21 protein-coding genes are annotated in these 21,396 nt (G+C 71.9%); 10 read left to right on the forward strand and 11 right to left on the reverse strand.

Going from position 1 to position 21,396, the window contains the following annotated elements:
• Positions 1-17 precede the first annotated feature (17 nt).
• The 3 genes from ACZ6TB_RS20675 to ACZ6TB_RS20685 all read right to left on the reverse strand — a co-directional run bounded on the left by ACZ6TB_RS20675 (position 18) and on the right by ACZ6TB_RS20685 (position 2,334).
• Entirely contained in the window at positions 18-1,220 is a 1,203-nt protein-coding gene (locus tag ACZ6TB_RS20675) for a hypothetical protein (RefSeq protein ID WP_465556150.1), read from the reverse strand.
• Positions 1,217-1,747: a SigE family RNA polymerase sigma factor gene (locus ACZ6TB_RS20680; protein WP_465556151.1), complete on the reverse strand. Its 531-nt coding sequence runs from the start codon at positions 1,745-1,747 to the stop codon at positions 1,217-1,219. The genes ACZ6TB_RS20675 and ACZ6TB_RS20680 overlap by 4 nt, the downstream gene beginning before the upstream one ends.
• Positions 1,748-1,815: 68 nt before the next feature.
• A complete protein-coding gene (locus tag ACZ6TB_RS20685) occupies positions 1,816-2,334 on the reverse strand; it encodes an isochorismatase family protein (protein ID WP_465556152.1) in 519 nt (172 codons plus the stop codon).
• Positions 2,335-2,367: 33 nt separating this feature from the next.
• Between ACZ6TB_RS20685 and ACZ6TB_RS20690 the strand changes: the two genes are divergently transcribed.
• On the forward strand, positions 2,368-2,973 hold the full coding sequence (locus ACZ6TB_RS20690; protein WP_465556153.1) for a DUF4232 domain-containing protein: 606 nt from the start codon (positions 2,368-2,370) through the stop codon (positions 2,971-2,973).
• 244 nt (positions 2,974-3,217) lie between these two features.
• Here the strand turns inward: ACZ6TB_RS20690 and ACZ6TB_RS20695 are convergent, their stop codons facing one another.
• The 5 genes from ACZ6TB_RS20695 to ACZ6TB_RS20715 form a co-directional block, all read right to left on the reverse strand.
• The gene (locus ACZ6TB_RS20695) at positions 3,218-4,519 is read right to left on the reverse strand and encodes a hypothetical protein (RefSeq protein ID WP_465556154.1); all 1,302 of its coding nucleotides are present in this window, start codon (positions 4,517-4,519) and stop codon (positions 3,218-3,220) included.
• A gap of 68 nt (positions 4,520-4,587) precedes the next feature.
• On the reverse strand, positions 4,588-5,280 hold the full coding sequence (locus ACZ6TB_RS20700; RefSeq protein ID WP_465556155.1) for an anti-sigma factor family protein: 693 nt from the start codon (positions 5,278-5,280) through the stop codon (positions 4,588-4,590).
• Positions 5,277-5,696, reverse strand: coding sequence for a sigma factor-like helix-turn-helix DNA-binding protein (locus tag ACZ6TB_RS20705; protein ID WP_465556156.1), 420 nt, complete (start codon positions 5,694-5,696; stop codon positions 5,277-5,279). The genes ACZ6TB_RS20700 and ACZ6TB_RS20705 overlap by 4 nt, the downstream gene beginning before the upstream one ends.
• Positions 5,693-7,405, reverse strand: coding sequence for a YncE family protein (locus ACZ6TB_RS20710; protein WP_465556157.1), 1,713 nt, complete (start codon positions 7,403-7,405; stop codon positions 5,693-5,695). The genes ACZ6TB_RS20705 and ACZ6TB_RS20710 overlap by 4 nt, the downstream gene beginning before the upstream one ends.
• A gap of 74 nt (positions 7,406-7,479) precedes the next feature.
• Positions 7,480-8,601: an ROK family transcriptional regulator gene (locus ACZ6TB_RS20715; RefSeq protein WP_465556158.1), complete on the reverse strand. Its 1,122-nt coding sequence runs from the start codon at positions 8,599-8,601 to the stop codon at positions 7,480-7,482.
• Positions 8,602-8,691: 90 nt separating this feature from the next.
• Here ACZ6TB_RS20715 and ACZ6TB_RS20720 point away from each other — a divergent pair, with 90 nt between their 5' ends.
• Positions 8,692-9,963: a YbiU family protein gene (locus ACZ6TB_RS20720; protein ID WP_465556159.1), complete on the forward strand. Its 1,272-nt coding sequence runs from the start codon at positions 8,692-8,694 to the stop codon at positions 9,961-9,963.
• 204 nt (positions 9,964-10,167) lie between these two features.
• Here ACZ6TB_RS20720 and ACZ6TB_RS20725 read toward each other — a convergent pair whose 3' ends face one another.
• Complete coding sequence (locus tag ACZ6TB_RS20725) at positions 10,168-10,938, reverse strand: TetR/AcrR family transcriptional regulator (protein WP_465556160.1); 771 nt, start codon at positions 10,936-10,938, stop codon at positions 10,168-10,170.
• A gap of 60 nt (positions 10,939-10,998) precedes the next feature.
• On the opposite strand from ACZ6TB_RS20725, the gene ACZ6TB_RS20730 reads away from it, so the two are divergent.
• From ACZ6TB_RS20730 to ACZ6TB_RS20760, 7 genes are read left to right on the forward strand one after another with little or no spacing between them, the layout of a single operon-like run.
• On the forward strand, positions 10,999-11,943 hold the full coding sequence (locus tag ACZ6TB_RS20730; RefSeq protein ID WP_465556161.1) for an ATP-binding cassette domain-containing protein: 945 nt from the start codon (positions 10,999-11,001) through the stop codon (positions 11,941-11,943).
• Entirely contained in the window at positions 11,940-12,710 is a 771-nt protein-coding gene (locus tag ACZ6TB_RS20735) for an ABC transporter permease (RefSeq protein WP_465556162.1), read from the forward strand. Before ACZ6TB_RS20730 ends, ACZ6TB_RS20735 begins: the two co-directional genes overlap by 4 nt.
• Before the next feature lie 58 nt (positions 12,711-12,768).
• Entirely contained in the window at positions 12,769-13,659 is an 891-nt protein-coding gene (locus tag ACZ6TB_RS20740) for a S1C family serine protease (protein WP_465556163.1), read from the forward strand.
• A gap of 19 nt (positions 13,660-13,678) precedes the next feature.
• Positions 13,679-14,677 (forward strand): AAA family ATPase, encoded by a 999-nt coding sequence (locus tag ACZ6TB_RS20745; protein ID WP_465556164.1) that lies wholly within the window; start codon positions 13,679-13,681, stop codon positions 14,675-14,677.
• 3 nt (positions 14,678-14,680) lie between these two features.
• Positions 14,681-15,619, forward strand: a complete 939-nt coding sequence (locus tag ACZ6TB_RS20750; protein WP_465556165.1) for a DUF58 domain-containing protein — start codon at positions 14,681-14,683, stop codon at positions 15,617-15,619.
• Positions 15,616-16,590, forward strand: coding sequence for a VWA domain-containing protein (locus ACZ6TB_RS20755; protein ID WP_465556166.1), 975 nt, complete (start codon positions 15,616-15,618; stop codon positions 16,588-16,590). The genes ACZ6TB_RS20750 and ACZ6TB_RS20755 overlap by 4 nt, the downstream gene beginning before the upstream one ends.
• Positions 16,590-17,696, forward strand: a complete 1,107-nt coding sequence (locus tag ACZ6TB_RS20760; protein WP_465556167.1) for a VWA domain-containing protein — start codon at positions 16,590-16,592, stop codon at positions 17,694-17,696. Before ACZ6TB_RS20755 ends, ACZ6TB_RS20760 begins: the two co-directional genes overlap by 1 nt.
• Here the strand turns inward: ACZ6TB_RS20760 and ACZ6TB_RS20765 are convergent.
• Entirely contained in the window at positions 17,651-19,096 is a 1,446-nt protein-coding gene (locus tag ACZ6TB_RS20765; RefSeq protein WP_465556168.1) for a UbiD family decarboxylase, read from the reverse strand. The two genes, ACZ6TB_RS20760 and ACZ6TB_RS20765, sit on opposite strands and share 46 nt — an antisense overlap.
• Positions 19,097-19,186: 90 nt before the next feature.
• Between ACZ6TB_RS20765 and ACZ6TB_RS20770 the strand changes: the two genes are divergently transcribed.
• Positions 19,187-20,179: an ABC transporter substrate-binding protein gene (locus tag ACZ6TB_RS20770; RefSeq protein ID WP_465556169.1), complete on the forward strand. Its 993-nt coding sequence runs from the start codon at positions 19,187-19,189 to the stop codon at positions 20,177-20,179.
• On the opposite strand, the gene ACZ6TB_RS20775 is transcribed toward ACZ6TB_RS20770, so the two are convergent.
• Positions 20,163-21,314 carry a putative acyl-CoA thioester hydrolase gene (locus ACZ6TB_RS20775; protein WP_465556170.1) on the reverse strand — a complete coding sequence of 384 codons (1,152 nt, stop codon included), beginning with the start codon at positions 21,312-21,314 and terminating at the stop codon, positions 20,163-20,165. The genes ACZ6TB_RS20770 and ACZ6TB_RS20775 overlap by 17 nt on opposite strands.
• Positions 21,315-21,396: the final 82 nt, after the last annotated feature.

Genomic DNA, 21,396 nt, shown 5'->3' on the forward strand with positions numbered 1-21,396 from the left:
GAGTGGACCCGAGCACCTCAGCACTGCCAGACGCGAGGACCCTTGTTGGCGGTCGCGTCCGTGGCCTCGGACTGAGCGATCCCCACCACGACACCGTCGTCGGAGACGGCGGCGGCCTTGGCGGTCAGGCCCTTCGGCACGGTGAGCTTCGCCGGGCCCTCGTCGCGCAGGACGTAGCCGCTCGCGACCACCCAGCCCTTGGCGTTGACCATCTCGCCGGGGCCGACGCCGGTCAGCGCGGGCGGCAGGTCCGCGTCCTTCGGGGTCGCGAACTCCTTCATCTCGCCGGTACGCAGGTTCCAGCGGACCGCCGACTGGCGCGGCCAGAACCCGCCGGTCACCCAGTCGCCGCGGATCGAGCGGGCGGCCGCCTCCTGGCCGGCCGCGACCTTCAGCCTGATGCCGTGGCCCTGCTGGTCCCAGACGTAGCCGAGGTCGGCGGAGCCGTCGCCGTTCGTGTCCATGTCCCCGGGGATCAGGCCGTTGTCGCCGATGTCGCTGATGCCGGCGTTCTTGGGCAGCGGCAGCTTCGTGGCCTTGGTCGAGCCGGCCTTCCACACGATGGCGATGGCGCCCTTGCCCTCGATGTTGGCGCTCGGCTCGGCCATCATGACCACGTCGCCGGCGGTGTTGATGCGGGGCCAGGGATAAACGTGCCAGCTGCCGGCCGGCGTACGCAATCTGGTGTATTTGCCGTTCTGCCAGCGAAAGGCGTACTCGGACGGCCCGTTCGCGACCAGCCCGACCACCACGCCGCCGGAGTTGACCGCGTCGAGCTCGACCGACTGACCCACCATCTCCAGGGCCTGGGGCTTGCCGTCCGTCCACAGGATCGGGTGGAAGTTCTGGCCGACCGTCCCGTTGCCGACGATGAACCGCCCGGTCGGATCGACCCCGGTCGGCGTCACGTTCTTCATCCCGGCCGGCACCGGCAGGGCCCGCACCGAGCACGCGACCGGCGCCGCCGGGGAGGCCGGCGCCGACGACGACGGCTTCACCACCACGCCGACCACCGGGGCCGACTGCCGGGCCTCGCGCAGCAGGATCGACGGCACCGTCACCAGCAACGCCATCGCTACCGCCGCGCCGAGCACCGCCCGCCGCCGCTTCTGCCGCCGGCGGCCGTCGAGCAGCAGCGCGCCCACCTCGAGGCGGGTCGGCGGCACGCCCACCGACTCGAGCCGCGCCCGCAGCTCCCGCTCCTCGTCCACGCCGTTCACGCCTTTCCCTCCGAGAGCCGGAACCGGCCGGCGCCGAGCTGACCGGGGTCGAGCAGCCCGCGCAGCGTGGCCAGGCCGCGGGACGACTGGCTCTTGACGTTGCCCACCGAGCAACCGAGCGCCTCGGCCGTCGCCTCCACCGACAGGTCGCCGAGAAAGCGCAGCACCAGCACGGCCCGCTGGCCCTTCGGCAGCGAGCGCAACGCGGTCACCAGCTCGTCGCGGGCCTCGATCGAATGCTCACCGCCGCCGGTGGCGATCTCCGGCATCGCGTCGCCGAGCAACACCCTCGACCATCGTCGGCGGCGTTCGTCGAGATAACGGCGAACAACGATCCGATGCACGTACGCGTCGAGGTTGTCCGCCCGGCGGGCCCGCTTCCAGCTCAGATACAGCGAGGTCATCGCCGCCTGCACGATGTCGTCGGCCTGGTGGGCGTCGGAGCAGAGGAGATACGCCAGCCGATGCAGCCGGGGCAGACGCACCGACACATACTCGACGTACTCCCGCTCGTGCTCGGGCCGCATCCCGGCTCCCCCTATCCCCGTGTCCACCATCCATGTCGGGCGCGGACGGCGGAAGGTTGCACGAGAACTCAGCCGAATATCGACAGCAGGCGCTCGGTGCCGGCGACGTCGCCGAAGCGGGGCAGCACCATGGTCAGCGCGTGCTCGTGCTCGGCGGCGGTCATCCCGCTCATCGCGTCGGCCGCGAAGACCACCTCGAAGTCGTGGTCGGCGGCGGCCCGCGCGGTCGACTCGACGCCCATGGTGGTGGCCAGGCCGGCCATGACCACCGTGTCGACGCCGCGCTCGCGCAGCCGGTCGGCGAGCCCGGTGCCGTAGAACGCGCCGATCGTCCGCTTCACCACGACCACGTCGCCCTCCCGCGGCCGGAGCTCGGGGACGAAGTCGCTGCCGGGCGGCTGCTCGGCCACGCCCGGCCGCTCGACGCGCACCAGCACGACGGTGCCGCCGGCCCGGCGCAGGGCGGTGGCCAGCGCGACGGTCCGGGCCACGACGTCGGCGCCGGGATGGGGGCCCATGTCCTGCTCGACGATCCGGGGCATGAGGTCGACGGCGATCAGGGCGGTGCGGGCGGGAACGAGCTCCATACCGGGGAGCGTAGGTGGGGCATGATCGGGCCGGTGAAGAGGCTCATCCCGTACGCGCTGACGGTCGTGTTCTTGATCGGCGGCTGCACCACTCCGGGCCCGTCGCCGGCGCCGATCCGCTCGCTCCCGGAATCGCCGGCCGTGACCTGTCCGCCGTCGGGGGTGCGGCTCGAGCTCGACGAGATCGACGCCGCGATGGGCTTGCGGGCGCAGGGCATGAGCCTGGTGAACTGCGGCGCGGCGGAGTACCGGCTGAACGGGTATCCGGTCGTGCGCGCGCTGGACGACGGGGAGAAGCCGCTCGCGGTCAAGGTGCTGGCCGGCGTCGACGAGATCGCGGGATCGCTGCCGACCTGGTCGGGACCGCCGGGGCCGGTGGTGATCGAGCCGGGCGGGCGCGCGATGGCGATCGTCGTGTGGCGGAATACGTACGACGACATCACCGCACCGCCGGTGAACGCGCCGCACCTGGAGATCGCCCCGGCGGCGGGCCGGCCGGTGCAGGTCGTGTCCCCCGAGGGTGGCGTCGACATGGGCAGCACCGGGCGGCTGGGGGTGAGTCCGTGGCGGCCGGAGCCGCCGCTGTCGACGACTCGGCCGCCGAGCGCGCCCGCGACGTCTCCGGCGCCGCTGCCCTGAGTCGTCGCGCGCGGTCGCCTGAGGGCGTTGCGCGCGGTTGACGGCTCGTCGCTCTGCTTACCCATACGCGCCTCCGGGCCGGCGGGCTCGTCGCTCTGCTTACCCATACGCGCCTCCGGTCCGCCGGACTCGTCGCTCTGCTTACCCATACGCGCCTCCGGTCCGCCGGACTCGTCGCTCTGCTTACCCATACGCGCCTCCGGTCCGCCGGGCTCGTCGCTCTCGGGCGGATAAGGCGCGGTTCTCAGGCGGACAAATCGTGCCAGGGGCGGGCCGGCGCGGGCTCGGGCTCGAAAACCTCGATGGCGAACGGCGTGGCGGCGAACGGGTCGGCCGCCGCCGCGTGGGCGGTCAGCGCGTCGGCGTCGGCGGGCCGGGGCTGGTGCCAGGCCGCCGCCGCGTGGGCGGTCAGCGCGTCGGCGTCGGCGGGCCGGGGCTGATCCCAGGCCGGGCGTCGCTCGGCGGGGGCCCAGGTCAGGGCCCGGGCCGGATGGCCGGCCAGCGCGTGGCGCACCCGCTCCGGCGGCACCCAGATGGGTGGCGGACCCCACCAGATCACCCGCTCGCTGTGCGAGGGGGCGGGCACGCGGGCGGGTGGCGCCGGAGCGGGTGCCGACTGGGTGGCCGCGACCCGGGCGGCCGGGACCGGCGCGGCCGGGAGGGCCGGGCGCTCGGCGGTAGGCAGGGCCGGGCGGGCCGGCTCGGCGGGGATGGCGGTGGCCTTGTTGGCCGGGGCAGTGGACAGCACGACCGCGGTGCCGACCGTGACGAGCCCGGCGATCATCGCGGGCATCGCCCAGCCGGGCCGGACGGTGTCGCCGAGGAACATCACGGCGACGAACGACGGGGCGATGACCTCGGCGATCCACAGCACGGCGGTGACCGGGCCGACCTGGCCGCGCTGCAACGCGTTCGCGTACAGCATCATGCCCGTCACGCCGAACACCAGCAGCGCCGCGACGAGCGGCTCGGTCACGATCGCGAGCGCCGCCGAGGCGAAGCCGCTCATCGCGTCGCCGGGCAGCGTCAGCGCGCGGCCGACCAGCGCGGCGCCGCCGAGGCAGAGGCCGGCGAGACCGGCGACCACGCCGGGCGGCGCGTACTTGGTGGCGCCCCAGCCGGCGAGCGCGATCGACACCGCGGCGCCGCAGAACCAGAGCCGCAGCTCGGTCGAGGCGGCGACGCTCTCCTGTGGACCGGCCGACATGGCCAGCACGGTCAGGGCGGCGACGGCCACGGCGACCGCGAGCACGTCGACGGTGCGCAGGCGCGACTTGAGGATGACCCGGGCGGCCACGACGGTGATCGCGAGCGAGCCGGCCAGCACGGACTCGACCACGTAGACCGCGAGCGTGCCCAGGGCGATCATCGAGCCGACCCAGGCGAGCAGGTCGAAGCCGGTGCCGAGCAGGTAGAGGGGATGACCGAGGGACTTGACCGTGCTCGACGAGCGGCGGGCGCCGACGGCCTGGAGGATCGATGCGGCGGCATAGGCGAACGCGCCGAAGATGGTGATGGCCAACGCGACCCACCCAGCGGCGGTCACGGACCCCACCAGCCTTGATGACGCTGTGTATATTGACCAGTCACACTCTGATGATATGTGCGCGGTTCCTAGATCGGAACGGCCACGAGGATCTGTCCTGCATAGGTTTCCGCCTGCACGGCCACGACGTCGGCCGGAGCCATCAGCGCGGCGCCGTCCAAGGTGGTGCTTCCGGAGGCCGAGGAGAGCCAGCTGCCCGCCGGTTCGCGCGATCCGTCCCCGGCGACGACGAAGAGCCGGCACTGCTCACCTGCGGGAACGCCGGTCACGGTGGCGCTGACCCGGACCCAGCCGGCGGCGGGCTTGACGGTGGCGCTCATCGCGACGCCGGTGTCGGGGTCGGTGGCCGAGCCGGTGCGGGCCGCGGGGCCGGACGCGGGGACCGAGGTGGTGGCGTCGGCGACGGGGGTGACCGATTCGCGGGCGCCGCGACCGATCAGCGTCCCGGCGGCGAGCGCGACCAGCGCCACGAGCACGGCCGCGGCGGCCAGCAGCGCGCGATTGCGCCAGGCCAGGCGACGGCTCTGACCCCGTACCTCGGCGAGGGTTTTCCGAAGTAACAGCTCACCGTCGGGCGGCGGCCCCTCCAAGAACGCCTCCGGGGGAAGCTCACCGAGCGCCGCCTCCATCTCGCGGAGGTCCTCGACCTCACGGCGGCAATGCGGGCACCCGTCGAGATGGGCCTGGACCGTGGCCTGCTCATGACGATCAAGGACGCCGAGGACGTACGCGCCCAGCAGCTCCGTCTCATGATCGGTCATCCGGCCACCGCCTCGCGCAGTTGCCGGAGTGCCCGATAGCTGCGCGTCTTCACGGCGCCGGCCGGCACGCCCAGCGACTCGGACGCCTCGGCCAGGTCGCGCCCCTGGAAGTAGAGCGCGTGGAGCACCTCGCGGTCCTCGGGCTCGAGCGTCTCCATCGCGCCGAGCAGGGCCATCGTGCTCGGTTCCGGACCGGCGCCGACGATGCCGTGGACGATCGTGAACAGCCGCGCCCGGGCCGGGCCGTCCAGGATCTCGGGGTCCTGCCAGGCGCGGACCAGGGCCTCCCGCGCCACCACCTCGCCGCGGACACGATCACCGACCAACCTCGACGCGTACGCGAGAAGCGCCGCGCCGTGCTCCTCGAACACCCGCCGCACGAGGATCTCGTCGGCGGCCCGCGACCGTCGGCTCACTCCCCCACCCGCAGCACCGAGACCGTGTCGTCGTCGCCGTTCGAGACGTAGGCGAAGCGGCCGTCCGGCGACACCGCGACCGTGCGCGGGCTGCGGCCCACCTTGACCGTGGCGGTCACCTTGCCGGTGTGCCCGTCCAGCACCGAGATCGTGTTGTCACCCTCGTTCACCACGTACGCGTGGTTGCCGTCGGCCGCGAACGCCACGCTCTGCGGCTCGTGACCGACCTTGAACGGGCCGGTCCGCTTGAGACTGATCGTGTCGACGAGGTCGGCCGCGTCCGCCTCGTAGCCGGCGACCAGCACCCGCCGCCCGTCCGGCGAGACCGCGAGGCTGTGCGGGGCCTTGCTGACCGGCACCGACTTGAGCAGCGTGTCGCTGCGCATGTCGACGACGGCGACCACGTTCGACTCGTGGTTGGCGCTGAACGCCCGCATGAGGTCGCCCGCGTAGCCGATCGCGTGCGGGTTGGGCGGGACGGTGATGCGACCGGCCTCCTTCTGGTTCCCGGCCGTGTAGATCTCGATGCGCCCGCTCGAGTGGATCGGCACCCAGATCTTGCCGTCCGGGCTGACCGACAACGCGTACGGCTGCGGCCCGGTGGTCAGGTAGTGGTCGACCTTCTTGGCCGCGGCGTTGATGACGGCCACGCCACTGCCGGACTTGTCGTTCTCGTACATGGAGACGTACGCCGTGCGGCCGTCGCGGGACACGGCCACGAACCGTGGGGTGTTCCGCAGCGGCATCGCGGTCACCTGACTGGTGCCGGCGTCGATCACCGAGAGGACTTTCGCGCCCTGGTTGGCCACGTAGACGGTCTTGCTGTCGGGCGAGACCGCCATGCCCTCGGGCTCGTTGCCGACCTTGATCGTCCCGATCACCGCGGGGTTGCCGACGCTGACGATCTTCGCGGCCAGCGGCTCGCGGACTATCTTGCTCGGCGCGGCGGCGGTGGTGGGCGCCTCGCCCACCCCCATGGCCGGGGTCTGCGGCGCCTCGATCAGGGCCGCCTGGCGGTTGTCGTCGGGGCGGTTGACCAGCGCGAACGCCACGCCGACACCACCCAGGACGATCAGCGCGGTGAGGCCGGCGATCAGGGCGGCGGCGCCGAGCCGGCGGCGGTTCTCGCGCGGGGGCGGCAGCACGGTGACGCGCGGTGGCCCGTACGTGCTGAGGCCGTTGACCGCGCGCATCTGAGCTTCGACGCCCATCCGGGACATCGGCGGCGTGGTGGCCAGGACCTGGCCGGTCACCCGGACCTCGGCCCAGCCGGCCGGCCCGCGGACGGTGACCGAGCCGTCCAGCCACTCGGAGCGCGGCTGCCAGAGGATGCGCAGCTGGCGGCCGGCGAGCATGGCGCGCAGGCCCGGGCCGGAGACGGTGACCGTGGCCGTCGCGGTGGCCAGCGGCGGGCCCTCGACCAGCACGTCGGCGACCACGCGCGGGGTGCCGGGCGCGATCTGTCCGAAGTCGACGCGGTCGGGGCGCAGGCGGATCGTGGTGCGCTCGAGGGCGCCGGCGGCCGCGGACGAGACGCTGCGGCTGTCGTCCTGAGTGAGGCTCTCGAGGGCGCGGCGGGCGGCAGCCGCCATCGCGAGGTCGGCGCCACTCGCAATCCGGGACAGCTCGTCGACCGCGGTCATACGAGTTTCCCGGATCGGGCTGTCGATCTCGGTCACTACATGCGTCGGCAGGCCTAGATCACTCATGGTGTCCCCGCGATCATCATGCAGTGACCGAGGGGGTCAGCGGAAGCCATCGACCAAGATTGGCATCTATCCCGTTAACCGACGATTGCGGACCGTAGCCGGTCGACGGCGTGCTCGCGGGCGCCGGCGAGGGATGGTTCGTCGGTAATCGCCGCCCTCGTCACCGGGACCTGGCGCGGGAGCCGTTGGACCGCCTCTTCGATCTCGGGGAGGAGCTCGGGGCCCCACGAGCCACCGATCACTATCCGCGCGGGGTCGGCGAGCGCGATCGTTGCCGCGATCACTCCGGCGGTCGCTTGTGCGATTGAATTGGACATTTCCGATTTATACGTCAGGAGGCGGCCGACGTCGATCGCCGTGGTCTTGTCGCGCCGGAGATCGAGCTCCGCGAAGATCTCGATGAACGGGACCGCCCGGCCGCCGGGACCGACCGTGAGGACGTGCGCGATCTCGCCGGCCAGCCCCGCGCTGCCGCGCCTGATCTCGTTGTCGCCGACGATCGCGCAGCCCAGGCCCTCGCCGAGAAAGAGGTAGGCGAACTCGCCCCCGGCCCGGGCCCGCTCGGCGGCGGCCGCCCAGTTGACGTCGTTGTCGACCACGATCGGGCCGTCGACGTAGGGCGCGAGAACCTGGACCGGGTCGAGCGCGCCGACCAGGAACGGGGAGTCGGGCAGCTGGACGAGGCGGCCGCTCTCGCGATCGACGGGGTCGGCGGCGCTCACCACCGCCAGCCGCGGCCGGCCTCGTTCGCCTGCTTCGCCCGCTCCGCCCGCTTCGCCCGCTCCGCTCGCTTCGATCGCGACTTCGCGCAGGGCGGCGGCGACCCGGGCGGGGCGGGCCGGGCGGCCGATCTCGCGCTCGGCGCGATGGACCACCTCGCCGTACGCGTTCAGGCTCAGTGCGACCAGGCCGGCCGGCGCGATGCTGATCGCCAGGGCCGTGCCCACGTCGGTGGCCAGAGAGTAATAGGAGCCCACCCGGCCCCGGCCGCGCCCGCCCGGGGTGCGCTCGCCGGTGTCGGCCACCAGGCCGCGCTCGGTCAGCCGGCGCACGCTCTCCCCCGCCGTCGGCTTCGAGATGCCGGTCTCGGCGGCCAGCTCGGCCCGGGTCAGCCGGCGCCATCGCATCAGCGCCCGCAGCACGTGCTCGTCGGTCAGCGCGCGGACGAGGTCGAACGACGGCTTCGCGGGATCCACGTGCCAATTCTAGGCAACCCTCTTGCCTAGAAGAAGCCCGACCCCCTAGAGTCCCTTTCAAGTAAAGACCACTGACTAGAAGGAGAAGCCGTGCCGACCCCCACCCTGCTGCCCCATTGGGAAGAGACGCCGGCCGACCTGGCCGCCGCGACTCGCGAGGTCAAGGCGGCCCTTCGCGAGCGCATCGAGGCCTCCGGGCGCACCGTCGACGAGGTGTTCGCCGTCGTCGAGCAGCGGGTGCAGGCCGCCATCGACGACATCGTCGCGGCCCGGCGCCGGGGCGAGACGGTCTGGCCGGTGATCGACTACGCCGACATCGCCGCCGGCACGGTCTCGCCGTCGCTCGTCGAGCAGCTCCGGAAGCGCGGCTGCCTGGTGGTGCGTGGCCATTTCGAGCGGTCCCAGGCTCTGCGGTGGGATTCCGACATCGTCGACTACGTCGAGGGCAACCACTTCTTCGAGAACTACCGCGGCCCCGGCGACGACTTCTTCGGCAGCGTCGGGTCGAAGCCCGAGATCTACCCGATCTACTGGTCGCCGGCGCAGATGCAGGCCCGGCAGAGCGAGCGGATGGCCAACGTCCAGGCCTTTCTGAACGCGCAGTGGAAGCACGAGTCCGAGGGCGTGCAGTGGTTCGACCCGCAGCGTGACTCGCTCTACCCCGACCGCATCCGCCGCCGTCCCGAGGGCGCCGACTCGGCCGGCCTGGGCACCCACCTCGACCCCGGCACGCTCGACCTGTGGATGACGCAGGCCTACCAGCAGGCGTTCCGGCACCTGTTCGACGGCACGGTCGAGCAGTACGACCCGTGGGACGCGGCGCATCGCACGGCCGGCCCGCAATACCCGGGGTCGACGATGTGCTCGGTGTTCCGCACGTTCCAGGGCTGGACGGCATTGTCCGACATGGACCACGACCAGGGGGTACTGCACACCGTGCCGATCCCCGAGGCGATGGCCTACCTGATGCTGCGCCCGCTGCTGAGCGACGTCCCCGACGACGACATGTGCGGCGTGACCGTCAACCAGGTCTTCCCGGCCGGGCACAAGTGGCACACCCCGCTGATGGAGGCCCTGTCCGGCATCCCCGACGTAAAGGCCGGCGACTCGGTCTGGTGGCACTGCGACATGATTCACAGCGTCGCCCCGGTCGAGGCCCAGAAGGGCTGGGGCAACGTCATGTACATCCCGGCCGCCCCGTGGTGCCCGCGCAACGAGGCCTACGCCGAAAAGGTGCGCGACGCCTTCGTGAAGGGCGAGAGCCCGTCGGACTTCCCGCCCGAGCACTACGAGCGCGAGTGGCCCAACCGCTTCCGGGTCGACGACCTCAACGAGATCGGCCGCCGAGGCCTCGGCCTCTGAGAACCACCTGCGTCGCGGGCTCGCGCGGTCCAGCCGGCGGCCCCGAACCCAAGAGCCCGCCTCGTCGCGCCGCGGCCACCAACGGATCGAAACCCGCGGGCGGCGACCGGCGGGCCAGCGCGGCGAGCGAGCGAGTGCGGCCCGCGAGTTGGTCCGGTGCGGCGAGGAGGCGCGACGCGGGTAATGGGGTTGCGGCAGGGGCGGTCAGGGGCGGTTGTCGATCAGGGTGGCTATGCCGTCGAGCAGGCGGGCCAGGCCGAACTCGAAGGCGCGCGCCGGGTCGCCGGCGGCGTTGTACTCGGCGCCGGCGGCGGAACCTACGCGGGTTGCGGTGGGGGTGGCGGTGGGGTCTATGACCTTTTCGAGGACGGGGGCCGCCTTTTCCCACCACTGTTCGTCGGTCAGGCCGGTTCGCTGGGCTACCAGGGTGGCCGACACGGCGGAGCGGGCGGCGCCGTGGACGTAGTCGCCGATCAGTTGCACTACCAGGTCCATCTCGATGTCGGTCAGGCCGATGCCGTCCACGGCCTGGAGCTCGTGGTCGTATTTCGCCACCACGTTGGGGCCCAGCGGCGGGCGGGCGGTTGCCACCTGGAGGAGCCAGGGGTGGCGTAGGTAGAGGTTCCAGTTGTCTCGGGCCACCTGCTCCAGACGTCGGCGCCACGTGGTGGGGGGATCGGTGTCGGAGCGGGGGATCTCGGCCAAGGCCCGGTCGAGCATCAGGTCGATCAGTTCGGCCTTGCCGGGGACGTAGGTGTAGAGCGACATCGCGCTCACGCCCAGCCTGTCCGCGACCTTGCGCATCGAGAGCGCGCCCAAGCCGTCGGCGTCGGCCAGGGCGATCGCGGCGGCGGCCACCTCGGGGACGGTGAAGCGGGGCTTCGGGCCGGGACGCGGGGACTCGTCCGCGCGGACGCCCCAGAGCAGCTCGATGCTGCGCTTCGGGTCGCCGCCGCCGGTGAAATCGGTGGTCACCCTTTACAGCGTACGGAGTCTCGCGGTACCTTCGAACTCCGTACGCTGTAAGGAGATGACATGATTGTCGCCGAAGGCCTCACTCGGCGGTTCGGCACCACCGTCGCGCTTGACGGGTTTGACCTGGTGGTTCCCGGCGGGACCATCCACGGGCTGCTCGGGCCCAACGGGGCGGGCAAGACCACCGCGGTGCGGATTCTGACCACGCTGCTGCGGCCCGACGCGGGGCGGGCGACGGTGGCGGGGCATGACGTCGTGCGCGAGTCCGATCGGGTGCGCGCGAGCATCGGGCTCGTCGGGCAGCAGGCCGCCGTCGACGAGCAGCTCAGTGGGCGGCAGAACCTCGAGATGTTCGGGCGGCTGCATCACCTCGGCGCGAGCGCGGCCCGGCGGCGGGCGGCCGAATTGCTCGAGCGGTTCGGGCTGGCGGAGGCCGCCGAGCGGGCGGCGGGGAAGTACTCGGGCGGCATGCGCCGGCGGCTCGATCTCGCGGTCGGGCTGCTCACGGGGCCGGCCGTGCTGTTTCTCGACGAACCGACCACGGGGCTCGACCCGCGGGGCCGCAACGAGGTCTGGCGGGTGATCCGGTCGCTCGCCGCCGAGGGCACCACCGTGCTGCTCACCACGCAATATCTGGAGGAGGCCGATCAGCTCGCCGACGCGCTGACCGTCATCGACCGCGGCACCGTCGTCGCGGCCGGCACGTCCGACGAGCTGAAGGGGCGGCTCGGCGACGATCACGTGGACGTCGTGGTGCGCGATCCGGACCGGCTCGACGAGGCCGCGGGGCTGCTGGCGGCGGTGGGGGCCGGCGCACCACGGCTCGACCCGGACCGGCGGCTGGCCAGCATCCCGGTCGCCGATCGGGTCGCGGGGCTCACCGCCACCGCGCGGGTGCTGGCCGAGCACGGCGTCGAGGCCGAGGACATCGCGCTGCGGCGGCCGACCCTCGACGAGGTCTTCCTGGCCCTGACCGGAGCACCTACCGAGAGGAGCGCGGCGTGAACGCGTACTGGATGGCCTCGGATGGGTGGGTCCTCACCCGCCGCACGCTTCTGCACTGGCGCAACCAACCGGCGCAGTTGACTATCGGGCTCCTGTTTCCGGTGATGGTGCTGCTGATGTTCGCCTACCTGTTCGGCGGCGCCATGCTGGTGCCGGGCGGCGGCGACTACCGCGAGTTCCTGCTGCCGGGGATGTTCGCGCTGACCATGGCGTTCGGGCTGGAGGGCACCTACACCGCGGTGGCCGCCGACGCGCAGCGCGGGGTGACCGACCGGTTCCGGACCATGCCGATCTCGGCCGCGTCGGTGGTGACCGGACGCAGCGTGGCCGACCTGCTCGACGCCGCCGTGGGGCTGCTCGTGATGATCGCCTGCGGGCTCGCGATCGGCTGGCGCTGGCACAACGGCATCGGTGACGCGCTCGCCGCGGTCGGGCTTCTGCTGCTTCTGCGGTACGCCCTGCTGTGGCTCGGCATCTGGCTGGCGCTCGCGGCCGGCAAGCCCGAGACCCTGATGGCCCTCCAGATTCTGGTCTGGCCGCTCGGCTTCCTCTCCAGCGTCTTCACCTCGCCCGAGACGATGCCGGGCTGGCTCGGCACGATCGCCGCGTGGAATCCGCTGTCGGCCACCGCCGAGGCGACGCGTCAATTGTTCGGCAATCCCGGTTTCGACGGCGATAACGCCATATTGCTCGCCGTGCTCTGGCCGCTGGCATTACTGGCCGTGTTCGTGCCGCTGGCGATACGTCGCTACCGGCGTCTCACGTGACCACATTTCCTAAGGCCACTCACAACCTATTTTGAGAAAACGCTCCTACAGTCGAGAAATGCAGAGCGTGGGCGATCGTCCGGTGATGACGGTGATCCCCGCGGCGGACGGTGCGGCGCCGGACAAACCGCCGGAACCACCCGTGCGCCGCTGGAACACCCCTGACCTGCGTAAAAAGGCGTTGATCGGCGTCGTGGCGATCTGGGCCGTGGTGATCACCGCCGTAGTGATCTTCCGGGACGGTGGCGGCGAGGCGAAGACGCCCGTCGCCACCCGTCCGTCGGCGTCACCGTCCGCATCGGACGCTCCGCTCACCGTCTCGCAGGTCTACCAGACCGTGCTGCCCTCGGTGGTGCTGATCCAGTCGACCGGCAAGGCCGGCGCCTCGGCGACGGCGAAGAGCATGGCCGAGTCGTCGACCGGCACCGGCGTGATCGCCAACGCGGACGGGACCATCCTCACGGCGTACCACGTGATCGAGGATGCCCTGGCCATCAAGATCACCTACACCGACGGGACCACCTCGGCCGCCGAGGTGAAGACCGCCGACGCCAAGCAGGACATCGCCACCCTGACCCCGGCCCAGCTGCCCGACACGGTCGTGCCGGCCACGCTCGGCGGCGGCGTGCAGGTCGGCGACGACGTGGTGGCGATCGGCAACCCGCTCGGGCTGACCGCCAGCACGACCAGCGGCGTGGTCTCCGGCCTCAACCGCACCATGGCCCGGGAGAAGGGCGGCGACATCGCCGGGCTCATCCAGTTCGACGCGGCGGTCAACCCGGGCAGCTCGGGCGGCCCGCTGATCAACGACCGCGGGCAGGTGACCGGGATCGTGGTGGCCCTCGCGAACCCGACCGACGCCGGCACCTTCATCGGCATCGGCTTCGCCGTCCCGATCGGCGCCGCGCTCGGCGCCGGCCAGGGCGACGGCCGCACGCCACCACTGTGAGAGACGAGGGACTGACCGCATGAACTGGAGCGACGCCGTGGTGCCGCCCGCGTCCGCCGGCCCGATCGAGAAGGTGCTCTACGAGGTCAAGAAGACCATCGTGGGTCAGGACGCGCTGCTCGAGCGCCTGCTCGTGGCGCTGCTGGCCCGCGGGCACATCCTGGTCGAGGGCGTGCCCGGCCTGGCCAAGACGCTGGCCGTGAAGTCGCTGGCGCAGGCCGTCGGCGGCGACTTCCACCGGGTGCAGTTCACCCCCGACCTGGTGCCGGCCGACATCGTCGGCACCCGCGTCTATCACCAGCCGACGGGCGAGTTCCAGGTGCAGCTCGGCCCGGTCTTCACCAACCTGCTGCTGGCCGACGAGATCAACCGCGCGCCGGCGAAGGTGCAGAGCGCGCTGCTCGAGGTCATGCAGGAACGGCAGGTGACGATCGGCCGCGAGACCCACAAGGTGCCCAACCCGTTCCTGGTCATGGCGACGCAGAACCCGATCGAGAACGAGGGCGTCTATCCGTTGCCGGAGGCGCAGGTCGACCGCTTCATGATGAAGGTGCTGGTCGGTTATCCCTCGGCGACCGAGGAGTTCGTGGTGGTCGAGCGGGCGCTCACGCCCGCCGCGGTGATCCAGCGCATCATCGACCCGGAGACCTTGGTGCGGCTTCAGGAACAGGCCGACCAGGTGTACGTGGACCCGTCGCTCATCGAGTTCGCGGTACAACTCGCTCATGCCAGCCGGGAGCCGGCCCGCGCCGGACTCAGCGACCTCGCCCGGTACGTGACGTTCGGCGCCAGCCCCCGCTCGTCGATCAGCCTGGTGCTCGCCGCCCGCGCGCTCGCGTACATCCGCGGTCGCGAGTACGTCGTGCCCGAAGACCTCGCCGACCTGGCCCTGGACGTGCTGCGGCACCGGCTCGTGCTCTCCTACGAGGCGCTCTCCGACGAGGTCACGCCCGACCTGATCCTCTCCAAGATCATGGCGAACCTACCGATCCCCGAGCCCGCGGGCCGGGGCCGCTGATCGATGGTCTCATCCGGGGTTCAATTCGGTTTTCCGCCGCGGGATGGCAGAGTACCGGATCGCCTGCTGCGGCGCCTGGAGTGGCGGCTCGGCCGCCGACTCGACGGGCGGCTGCAGGGCGCCTACCGCACGGTGTGGCACGGCGCCGGCATCGACTTCACCGACCTGCGGGTCTACCTGCCCGAGGACGACGTCCGGCACATCGACTGGAACGTGACCGCCCGGGTCGACGAGCCGTACGTGCGCCTCTACACCGAGGACCGGGAACTGACCTGCTGGCTGGTGATCGACCGGTCGGCGTCGATGAGGTTCGGCAGGAAGGGCGAGGCCGGCCACGACGGCAAGGAATCCGTGGCCACCGAGCTGGCGGTCAGCCTCGGGCGGGTCGTGTCGCAGGGCGGCAACCGGGTCGGCGCGATCCTCTTCGACAACGACGCGCACCAGGTGATTCCGCCCCGGACCGGCCGCGACCAGATCCTGCGGATCACGCGCGAGTTGTTGACGCCATCCACCGGCAAACGGGGCAAAACGACCGATCTCACGGCGATGCTGCGATTGGCCGCGGCCACCACGTTGAGACGGCGCAGCCTCGTCTTCGTGATGAGCGACTTCATCGGCGACCCGGGCTGGGACCGGCCGCTGGCGCAGCTCACCCACCGGCACGAGGTCGTGGTGATCCGGGTGGTCGACCCGGCCGAGCTCGACCTGCCCGACCTCGGCGTGATCCTGGTCGAGGACGCCGAAACCGGCGAGCAGCTGCTGGTCGACACCAGTGACCCGTTGCTGCGCAGCCGGCTGGCGACCGAGGTCGGCGCGCGCGAGGAGGCGGTGGCCGACGGCATGCGCCGGGCCGGCGTCGACGCGCATCGGATCACCACCGACCAGGATCTGCTGGCCGCGATGGTCACGATGGTGCGCGGCTCGGGACGGGGGCGGCGGTGAGCTTCCTCTACCCGCTGCTGCTCGCGGTCGCCGTCGTGGTCACGGTCGCGGCGATCGTCGCGTATCTCGGGGTGCAGAGAAGGAGGACGGCGGCGCTCACCGCGGCCGGCTTCGCCCCGGCGGCCGGCCGCCGCGCCACGGTACGGCGCCATTTGCCGTACGCGCTGCTGTTGGGCGCTCTGCCGATTTTGATCGTCGGTCTGGCCCGTCCGCAGGCCGAGGTCGCCGTTCCGCGGGTCTCCGGCACCGTGCTGCTCGCGTTCGACGTCTCCAACAGCATGAAGGCCGCCGACGTGCAGCCCTCCCGGCTCGCGGCGGCGCAGAAGGCGGCCGGCGGCTTCGTCGAGGAGCAGCCGGACAGCGTGGACGTGGGCGTGGTCGTCTTCGGCGAGCAGGCGCTGCTCACCCAGGCCCCGACCGACGACCACGCGCTGGCGCTGGCCGCGATCAACCGGGCGGCGGCCAGCGGCGGCACCTCGCTCGGGCAGGCGATCCTGGTCTCGCTCGGCACGATCACCGGCAAGCCGGTCACGCTCCCCCAGGACGGCGCCACCCCCGACACGTCGGCGCTCGGCTACTGGCCGTCGGCGACGATCGTGGTCTTCTCCGACGGGCAGGACACCGGCGGGCCGGACGCCGAGGCCGCCGCCGAGCTCGCCGCGGCCGCGGGCGTGCGCATCCAGACCGTCGGGGTGGGCACGGCCAAGGGCGCGACCGTCGAGGTCGACGGCTACCAGCTCGGCACCTCGCTCGACGAGGCCCTGCTCACCACCGTCGCGCAGACCACCGGCGGGGCGTACCACCAGGCCGGCGACGCGGCGTCGCTGGCCGACACGACCAAGTCGATCGACCTTCGCCTGACCTCCAAGAAGGAGCCGCTGGAGCTGACCGCGCCGTTCGCCGGCGCGGCCCTGCTGCTGCTCGCGGCGGGCGCGCTCCTGGGCACCCGCTGGCACGGAAGGATCGTCTGATGTCGCTCAGCTGGCCGTGGGCGCTCGCCGCCCTGCTCGTGGTGCCGCTGCTGCTGCTCGCTCGGTGGTGGATGAACCGGCGGCGCAAACGCTCGGCCGTGACCGTCTCGAGCGTGGCGCTGATCCGGGCCGCGCTGCCCGGCCGCAGCTCGTGGCGGCGCCGGATCCCGGTCTGGCTGTTCCTGGCCGGCCTGCTCATGCTCGGCGCGGCGATCACCCGGCCGCAGGCGACGGTCTCGGTGCCGTCCAACAACACCTCGATCCTGCTGGCGATCGACGTCTCCGGCTCGATGTGCAGCACCGACGTCAGCCCCAACCGGCTGACCGTGGCCAGCGAGGCGGCCCGCAAGTTCATCAAGCAGCAGGACGACGGCACCCGGATCGGCCTGGTCGCGTTCTCCGGCATCGCCGGCCTGCTGGTCGCCCCGACCACCGACAAGGACCAGCTGCTCGACGCGATCGACACGCTGAAGACGGCCCGCGGCACGGCGATCGGCCAGGCCATCCTCACCTCGATCGACTCGATCGCCGAGTACAACCCGAACGTGGCAAAGACCGGGGTCGATCTCGGCGACGCGGCGCCGGACACGCTCGGCGAGTACCAGCCGGACACGATCGTGGTGCTCACCGACGGGTCGAACACGACCGGCGTCGACCCGGTGACCGCGGCCGAGCAGGCGGCGGCCCGGCGGGTGCGGGTCTACACGATCGGCTTCGGCACCACCGAACCGGCGCCGATGGTCTGCACGGCCGACCAGATCGGCGCCGACCAGTTCTCCGGCCGGGGCGGGTTCCCGGGCGGCGGGTTCGGCGGGCGCGGGGCCGGCGGCCGCAACCAGGAGATCGACGAGGACGCGCTGCAGAAGGTCGCCGACACGACCGGCGGCCGCTACTTCCGGGCCGAGGACTCCGACCAGCTCGTCGGCGTGCTCAACGACCTGCCCAGCGAGATCGGCCTGCACAAGCAGAAGGTCGAGATCACGGTCTGGTTCGTGCTGCTGGCCGCACTGCTGGTGTTCGCCGGCGTCGGGCTGTCGCTCTGGTGGAACCGCGGCCCGGCCTATTCGAGAACCCCACCCCAGCGGGAACGGACCTCGGCCAGGTAGGCCGGGTCGCTCTCGGCGACGCGGGGGAAGGTGCGCAGCCGCTCCCAGGGGCGGCAGGCGTCGATCACCGCGCGGCTGTTGTGCGGCGTCGCGCCGTCGGCGAGCATCGGGTCGAGCCGGCTGCCCCGGGTGCGGCGCTGGATCTCGATGTCCTCGGCCGGGTCGGTACGGGTGGAGACGGCCCAGATCAGCTGGTCGAGGTCGGCCGGGTCGATGTCGTCGTCGACCACCACGACGTATCGGTTCATGTAGGCGGCGGCCGGGAGCTGGGCGGTCAGGTGGCCGACCTGGCGCGCGTGGCCGGCGTAGCGCTGCTCGATGGCGACCCCGACGAAGAGCCGCCCGCCGCCCGCCTCGTGCGCCCAGGCCTTGACGATCCCGGGGACGCCGCTGGCCACCAGCTCATCGTGGATCATGGCGGACTTCATCACCGTACGCATGTAGGAGTAGTCGTGCGGGGGACGGCCGGGCGGGGCGCCGAGCAGGATCGGGTCGTCCCGGTGATAGAGCCGGGTGATCTCCATGGCCAAGTCGGCGCGGCGGGCGCCCGAGTAGTAGCCGGTCCACTCGCCGAACGGGCCCTCGTCACGCACCCGGCCGGGCCGGAGCCAGCCCTCGATCGCGAGCTCGCTGCCGGCCGGGATCGGCAGGCCGGTGTCGGGCGCGATGATCACGGGCACCCGCGAACCGGCGACGGCCCCCGCGTACTCCAGCTCGGAGACGCCCAGCGGAACCTCGGTGCCGCCCAGCGCGAGCAGTAGCGGGTCGTGTCCGAACGAGACGGTGACCGGCGCCCGCCCCTCGCGCTCGAACCAGGCCGCGATGTGCTGGGCGCCATGCTTGCCGGGCACGGCGGCGATGGTGACCGACCGCCCGTCGTCCTGCACCTCCATCCGGTAGCAGCCGCCGTTGTGCACGCCGGTCCGCGGGTCGCTGGTGACGACGAGGCAGCCGGTGCCGATGAACCGGCCGCCGTCGTGCTCGTGCCAGCGCGGCACCGGGAAGTCGAGCAGGTTGATGTCGCCGGTCACCTCGTTGGCCAGCAGCGGCGCGTCGTCGACCGGGAGCACCGGGAAGTCCCGGGCGGCGGCGGCCCACGCCGACGGCTTGCCGCGGAGGGCCTCGACCAGGGACTCGCCGGTGTGGTCGGCGCCCAGGCCGAGGGTCAGGCCGAGGCGGCGGGCCGAGCCGGTGCTGCCGGTCAACACGCGGCCCTGCTGATAGCCGGGGATGTCGCCGAAGAGGAGCGCTTTCGGGGCGGCGGCTCGGTAGCTCAGCTCGGCGATCGCACCGAGCTCGAGATCCCAGTGCGCGCCGCGCACCTCGCGCAGCTCGCCGATCTTCTCGACCTCGGCCAGGAACGTGCGCAGACTCAGCAGCGGCTCGCCAGTGTCCTTCATGGACTCAATATTCGCATCAAATGACAGGGATCAATGATTTCGGCCGGGCGGGGTCGCGGCGGCGCCGGTCGCGGCGGGACCATCCGCCGCATGAGGCTCAAAACTGCCGTGGCGACGCTTGCCGTGCTGATGATCGCGACCGGGTGTGTGCACGAGGCCGACGACGGCGGCGGGCCGAAGGTCAGCGTGGCGCAGCCGACCAAGGTCACGTACGCGACCGGGTTCGGCGCGGTCGGGCGGGACGCGTTCGTCTGGGTGGCCCGGGACAAGGGCTTCTTCCGGGACGCCGGCATCGAGGTCGACATCCAGAAGGGCGCCGGCAACATCCCCAACCTGACGCTGCTCAAGTCGGGCAAGGCCCAGTTCGCGGCCATGGACTTCTCCGGCGGCGAGGTGCTGGCCGGCACCGGCAAGTTCACCGACTGGCGGGCGGTCGCGGCCGTGCACCAGCAGACCCTCGTCTCGATCATGACGACCTCGGACACCGGCATCACCAAGCCGGCCGACCTGGCCGGCAAGACCATCGCGACGGCGAAGGGCTCGGTGAGCGAACTGCTCTTCCCGGCGTACGCGAAACTGGCCGGCTTCGACGCCTCATCGGTGAAGATCCAGGGAACCCAGCCGACGGCGCTGAACGGGCTCATGGCCCAGCGCAAGGTCGACGCGGTGAGCACGTTCCTGCTCAGCAAGAAGGCGCTGGAGACGGCCTCGAAAAAGCCGGTCACGGTCATGCCGTACGGCGATTACCTCAAGAACCTCTACGGGAACGTGATCGTGACGCGGGCCGACCTGATCACGACCAACCGGGATCTCGTGCAACGGTTCACCGACGCGGCGCTCAAGGGCCTCCAGTACTCGCTCGACCACCCGGACGAGGCGGCCGCGATCCTCAACAAGGCCGAGCCGACGGCGGCGATCCCGGCGGCGATCGGCGAGATCAAGGCCATGCAGCCGTACGTCGCGCCACTCGGCAAGCTTGATCAGCAACGGGTGGCGGCCGGCATCGCCGAGCTGGCGGATGCGGGGCTGATGCCGGCCGGGCTCACGCCGGACAAGGTGGCGGATTTCAGCTTCGTCCGGTGACGGTGCGGTTCGCGTACTCCCACAGCCGGTTGAAGTTGATGTCGTTGAGGTCGCGGCCCTCGTCGATGCGGGCGGCAAAGGGGCGGGCCGTGGTGGCGGCGGGCGCCCAGGGGGTGAGTTCGTTGAAGCCCGGGCCGAGGATGCTGTCGCGGATGACGAGCTGGCCGTTCGGGGTGACGCCGGGCAGGTAGCCGGTCGCGCTCGCGCCCTGGTCCCAGGCCCGGCCGAGGAATCCGGTCGGCGCGCTTGCATACCCTTCGTCCGCGGTGATCAGGCAGCGGGTGACGAGGAAGCCGTAGGGATAACTCGGCGCGGTGTTGGGCGCGAAGATCACGCCGCCCGACGACTTGCGGCTGCTCACCAGGTGGAAGTGGGTGCGAGTGAAGACGGCGGCGGCCCGGCCGAAGACGAAGTCGGTGTCGCCCTCGATGTAGCTGTCCTTGACATCGACGCGGGCGATGCGGCTCACGTCGTCGGCGTTGGCGAGGAACGTGTCCTGCCGGCCGATCAGGCGCATGCGCTCGAGCTGCGTGCGGTCGGCGTCGGTGCGCAGGGCGAGGGCCTGATGGGTGCCGCGGTCGACGGTGTCGAGCAGCGTGTTGGTGATGGTCAGGCCCTTGAGCTGGAGGTCGGTGCTCTGCGCCCAGACGACGGTCGCGCACAGTCCCGCGGTGGCGCTGGTCTTGGTGGCGCAGGACTGGAACATCGGCCAGGCGGGGTCGCCCTCGGCGTAGCGGCCGTCGGCGTTGACCAGGGCCGCCCACGCGGCCGGGGTGATGGTGGCGTCGACCGTGAACTCGAGGCGCACGTCGCCCCGGCCGTAGAGGGTCAGCGGCGGGGAGCCGGCCGGGATGAAGACGGTGCCCCGATAGACGCCCGGATGGATGGCGATGTAGCGGCGTTGCGGGCCGCCGGCGCGGTAGGCGGCGTTGACCGCTTCCTGGACGGTGGCGAAGCCGCGGCCGCCGACCTCGAAGTCGGGGCGGCGCTCACGGATCGGCTGCGGGCGCCAGGGATCGGCCGTCGGCGCGGCGTACTCACCGGACTGGCCGAAGTAGCTGGAGGTCACATAGGGACGGGCCTCGTCCGTCGTGAGAACCGGGCGGGTCGTGGTGCCGGGCGCCGGACCGCTCACGAGTAGGGCTCCCACCGCGATTGCCGTCATCCAACTCATGGAGCCTCCAGGAATGCGCTTACCTCAGGGCGTTCTCGAAATC

Source organism: Actinoplanes sp. NPDC051537, from assembly GCF_055586105.1.

What these genes read in the sequence shown, in the direction of transcription:
- ACZ6TB_RS20740 (WP_465556163.1), top strand. Translation starts at nt 12,769, where the DNA reads ATGCAGAGCGTGGGCGATCGTCCGGTGATGACGGTGATCCCCGCGGCG.
- ACZ6TB_RS20750 (WP_465556165.1), top strand. Translation starts at nt 14,681, where the DNA reads ATGGTCTCATCCGGGGTTCAATTCGGTTTTCCGCCGCGGGATGGCAGA.
- ACZ6TB_RS20730 (WP_465556161.1), top strand. Translation starts at nt 10,999, where the DNA reads ATGATTGTCGCCGAAGGCCTCACTCGGCGGTTCGGCACCACCGTCGCG.
- ACZ6TB_RS20710 (WP_465556157.1), bottom strand. Translation starts at nt 7,405, where the DNA reads ATGAGTGATCTAGGCCTGCCGACGCATGTAGTGACCGAGATCGACAGC.
- ACZ6TB_RS20760 (WP_465556167.1), top strand. Translation starts at nt 16,590, where the DNA reads ATGTCGCTCAGCTGGCCGTGGGCGCTCGCCGCCCTGCTCGTGGTGCCG.
- ACZ6TB_RS20685 (WP_465556152.1), bottom strand. Translation starts at nt 2,334, where the DNA reads ATGGAGCTCGTTCCCGCCCGCACCGCCCTGATCGCCGTCGACCTCATG.
- ACZ6TB_RS20680 (WP_465556151.1), bottom strand. Translation starts at nt 1,747, where the DNA reads ATGCGGCCCGAGCACGAGCGGGAGTACGTCGAGTATGTGTCGGTGCGT.
- ACZ6TB_RS20700 (WP_465556155.1), bottom strand. Translation starts at nt 5,280, where the DNA reads ATGACCGATCATGAGACGGAGCTGCTGGGCGCGTACGTCCTCGGCGTC.
- ACZ6TB_RS20765 (WP_465556168.1), bottom strand. Translation starts at nt 19,096, where the DNA reads ATGAAGGACACTGGCGAGCCGCTGCTGAGTCTGCGCACGTTCCTGGCC.
- ACZ6TB_RS20745 (WP_465556164.1), top strand. Translation starts at nt 13,679, where the DNA reads ATGAACTGGAGCGACGCCGTGGTGCCGCCCGCGTCCGCCGGCCCGATC.
- ACZ6TB_RS20770 (WP_465556169.1), top strand. Translation starts at nt 19,187, where the DNA reads ATGAGGCTCAAAACTGCCGTGGCGACGCTTGCCGTGCTGATGATCGCG.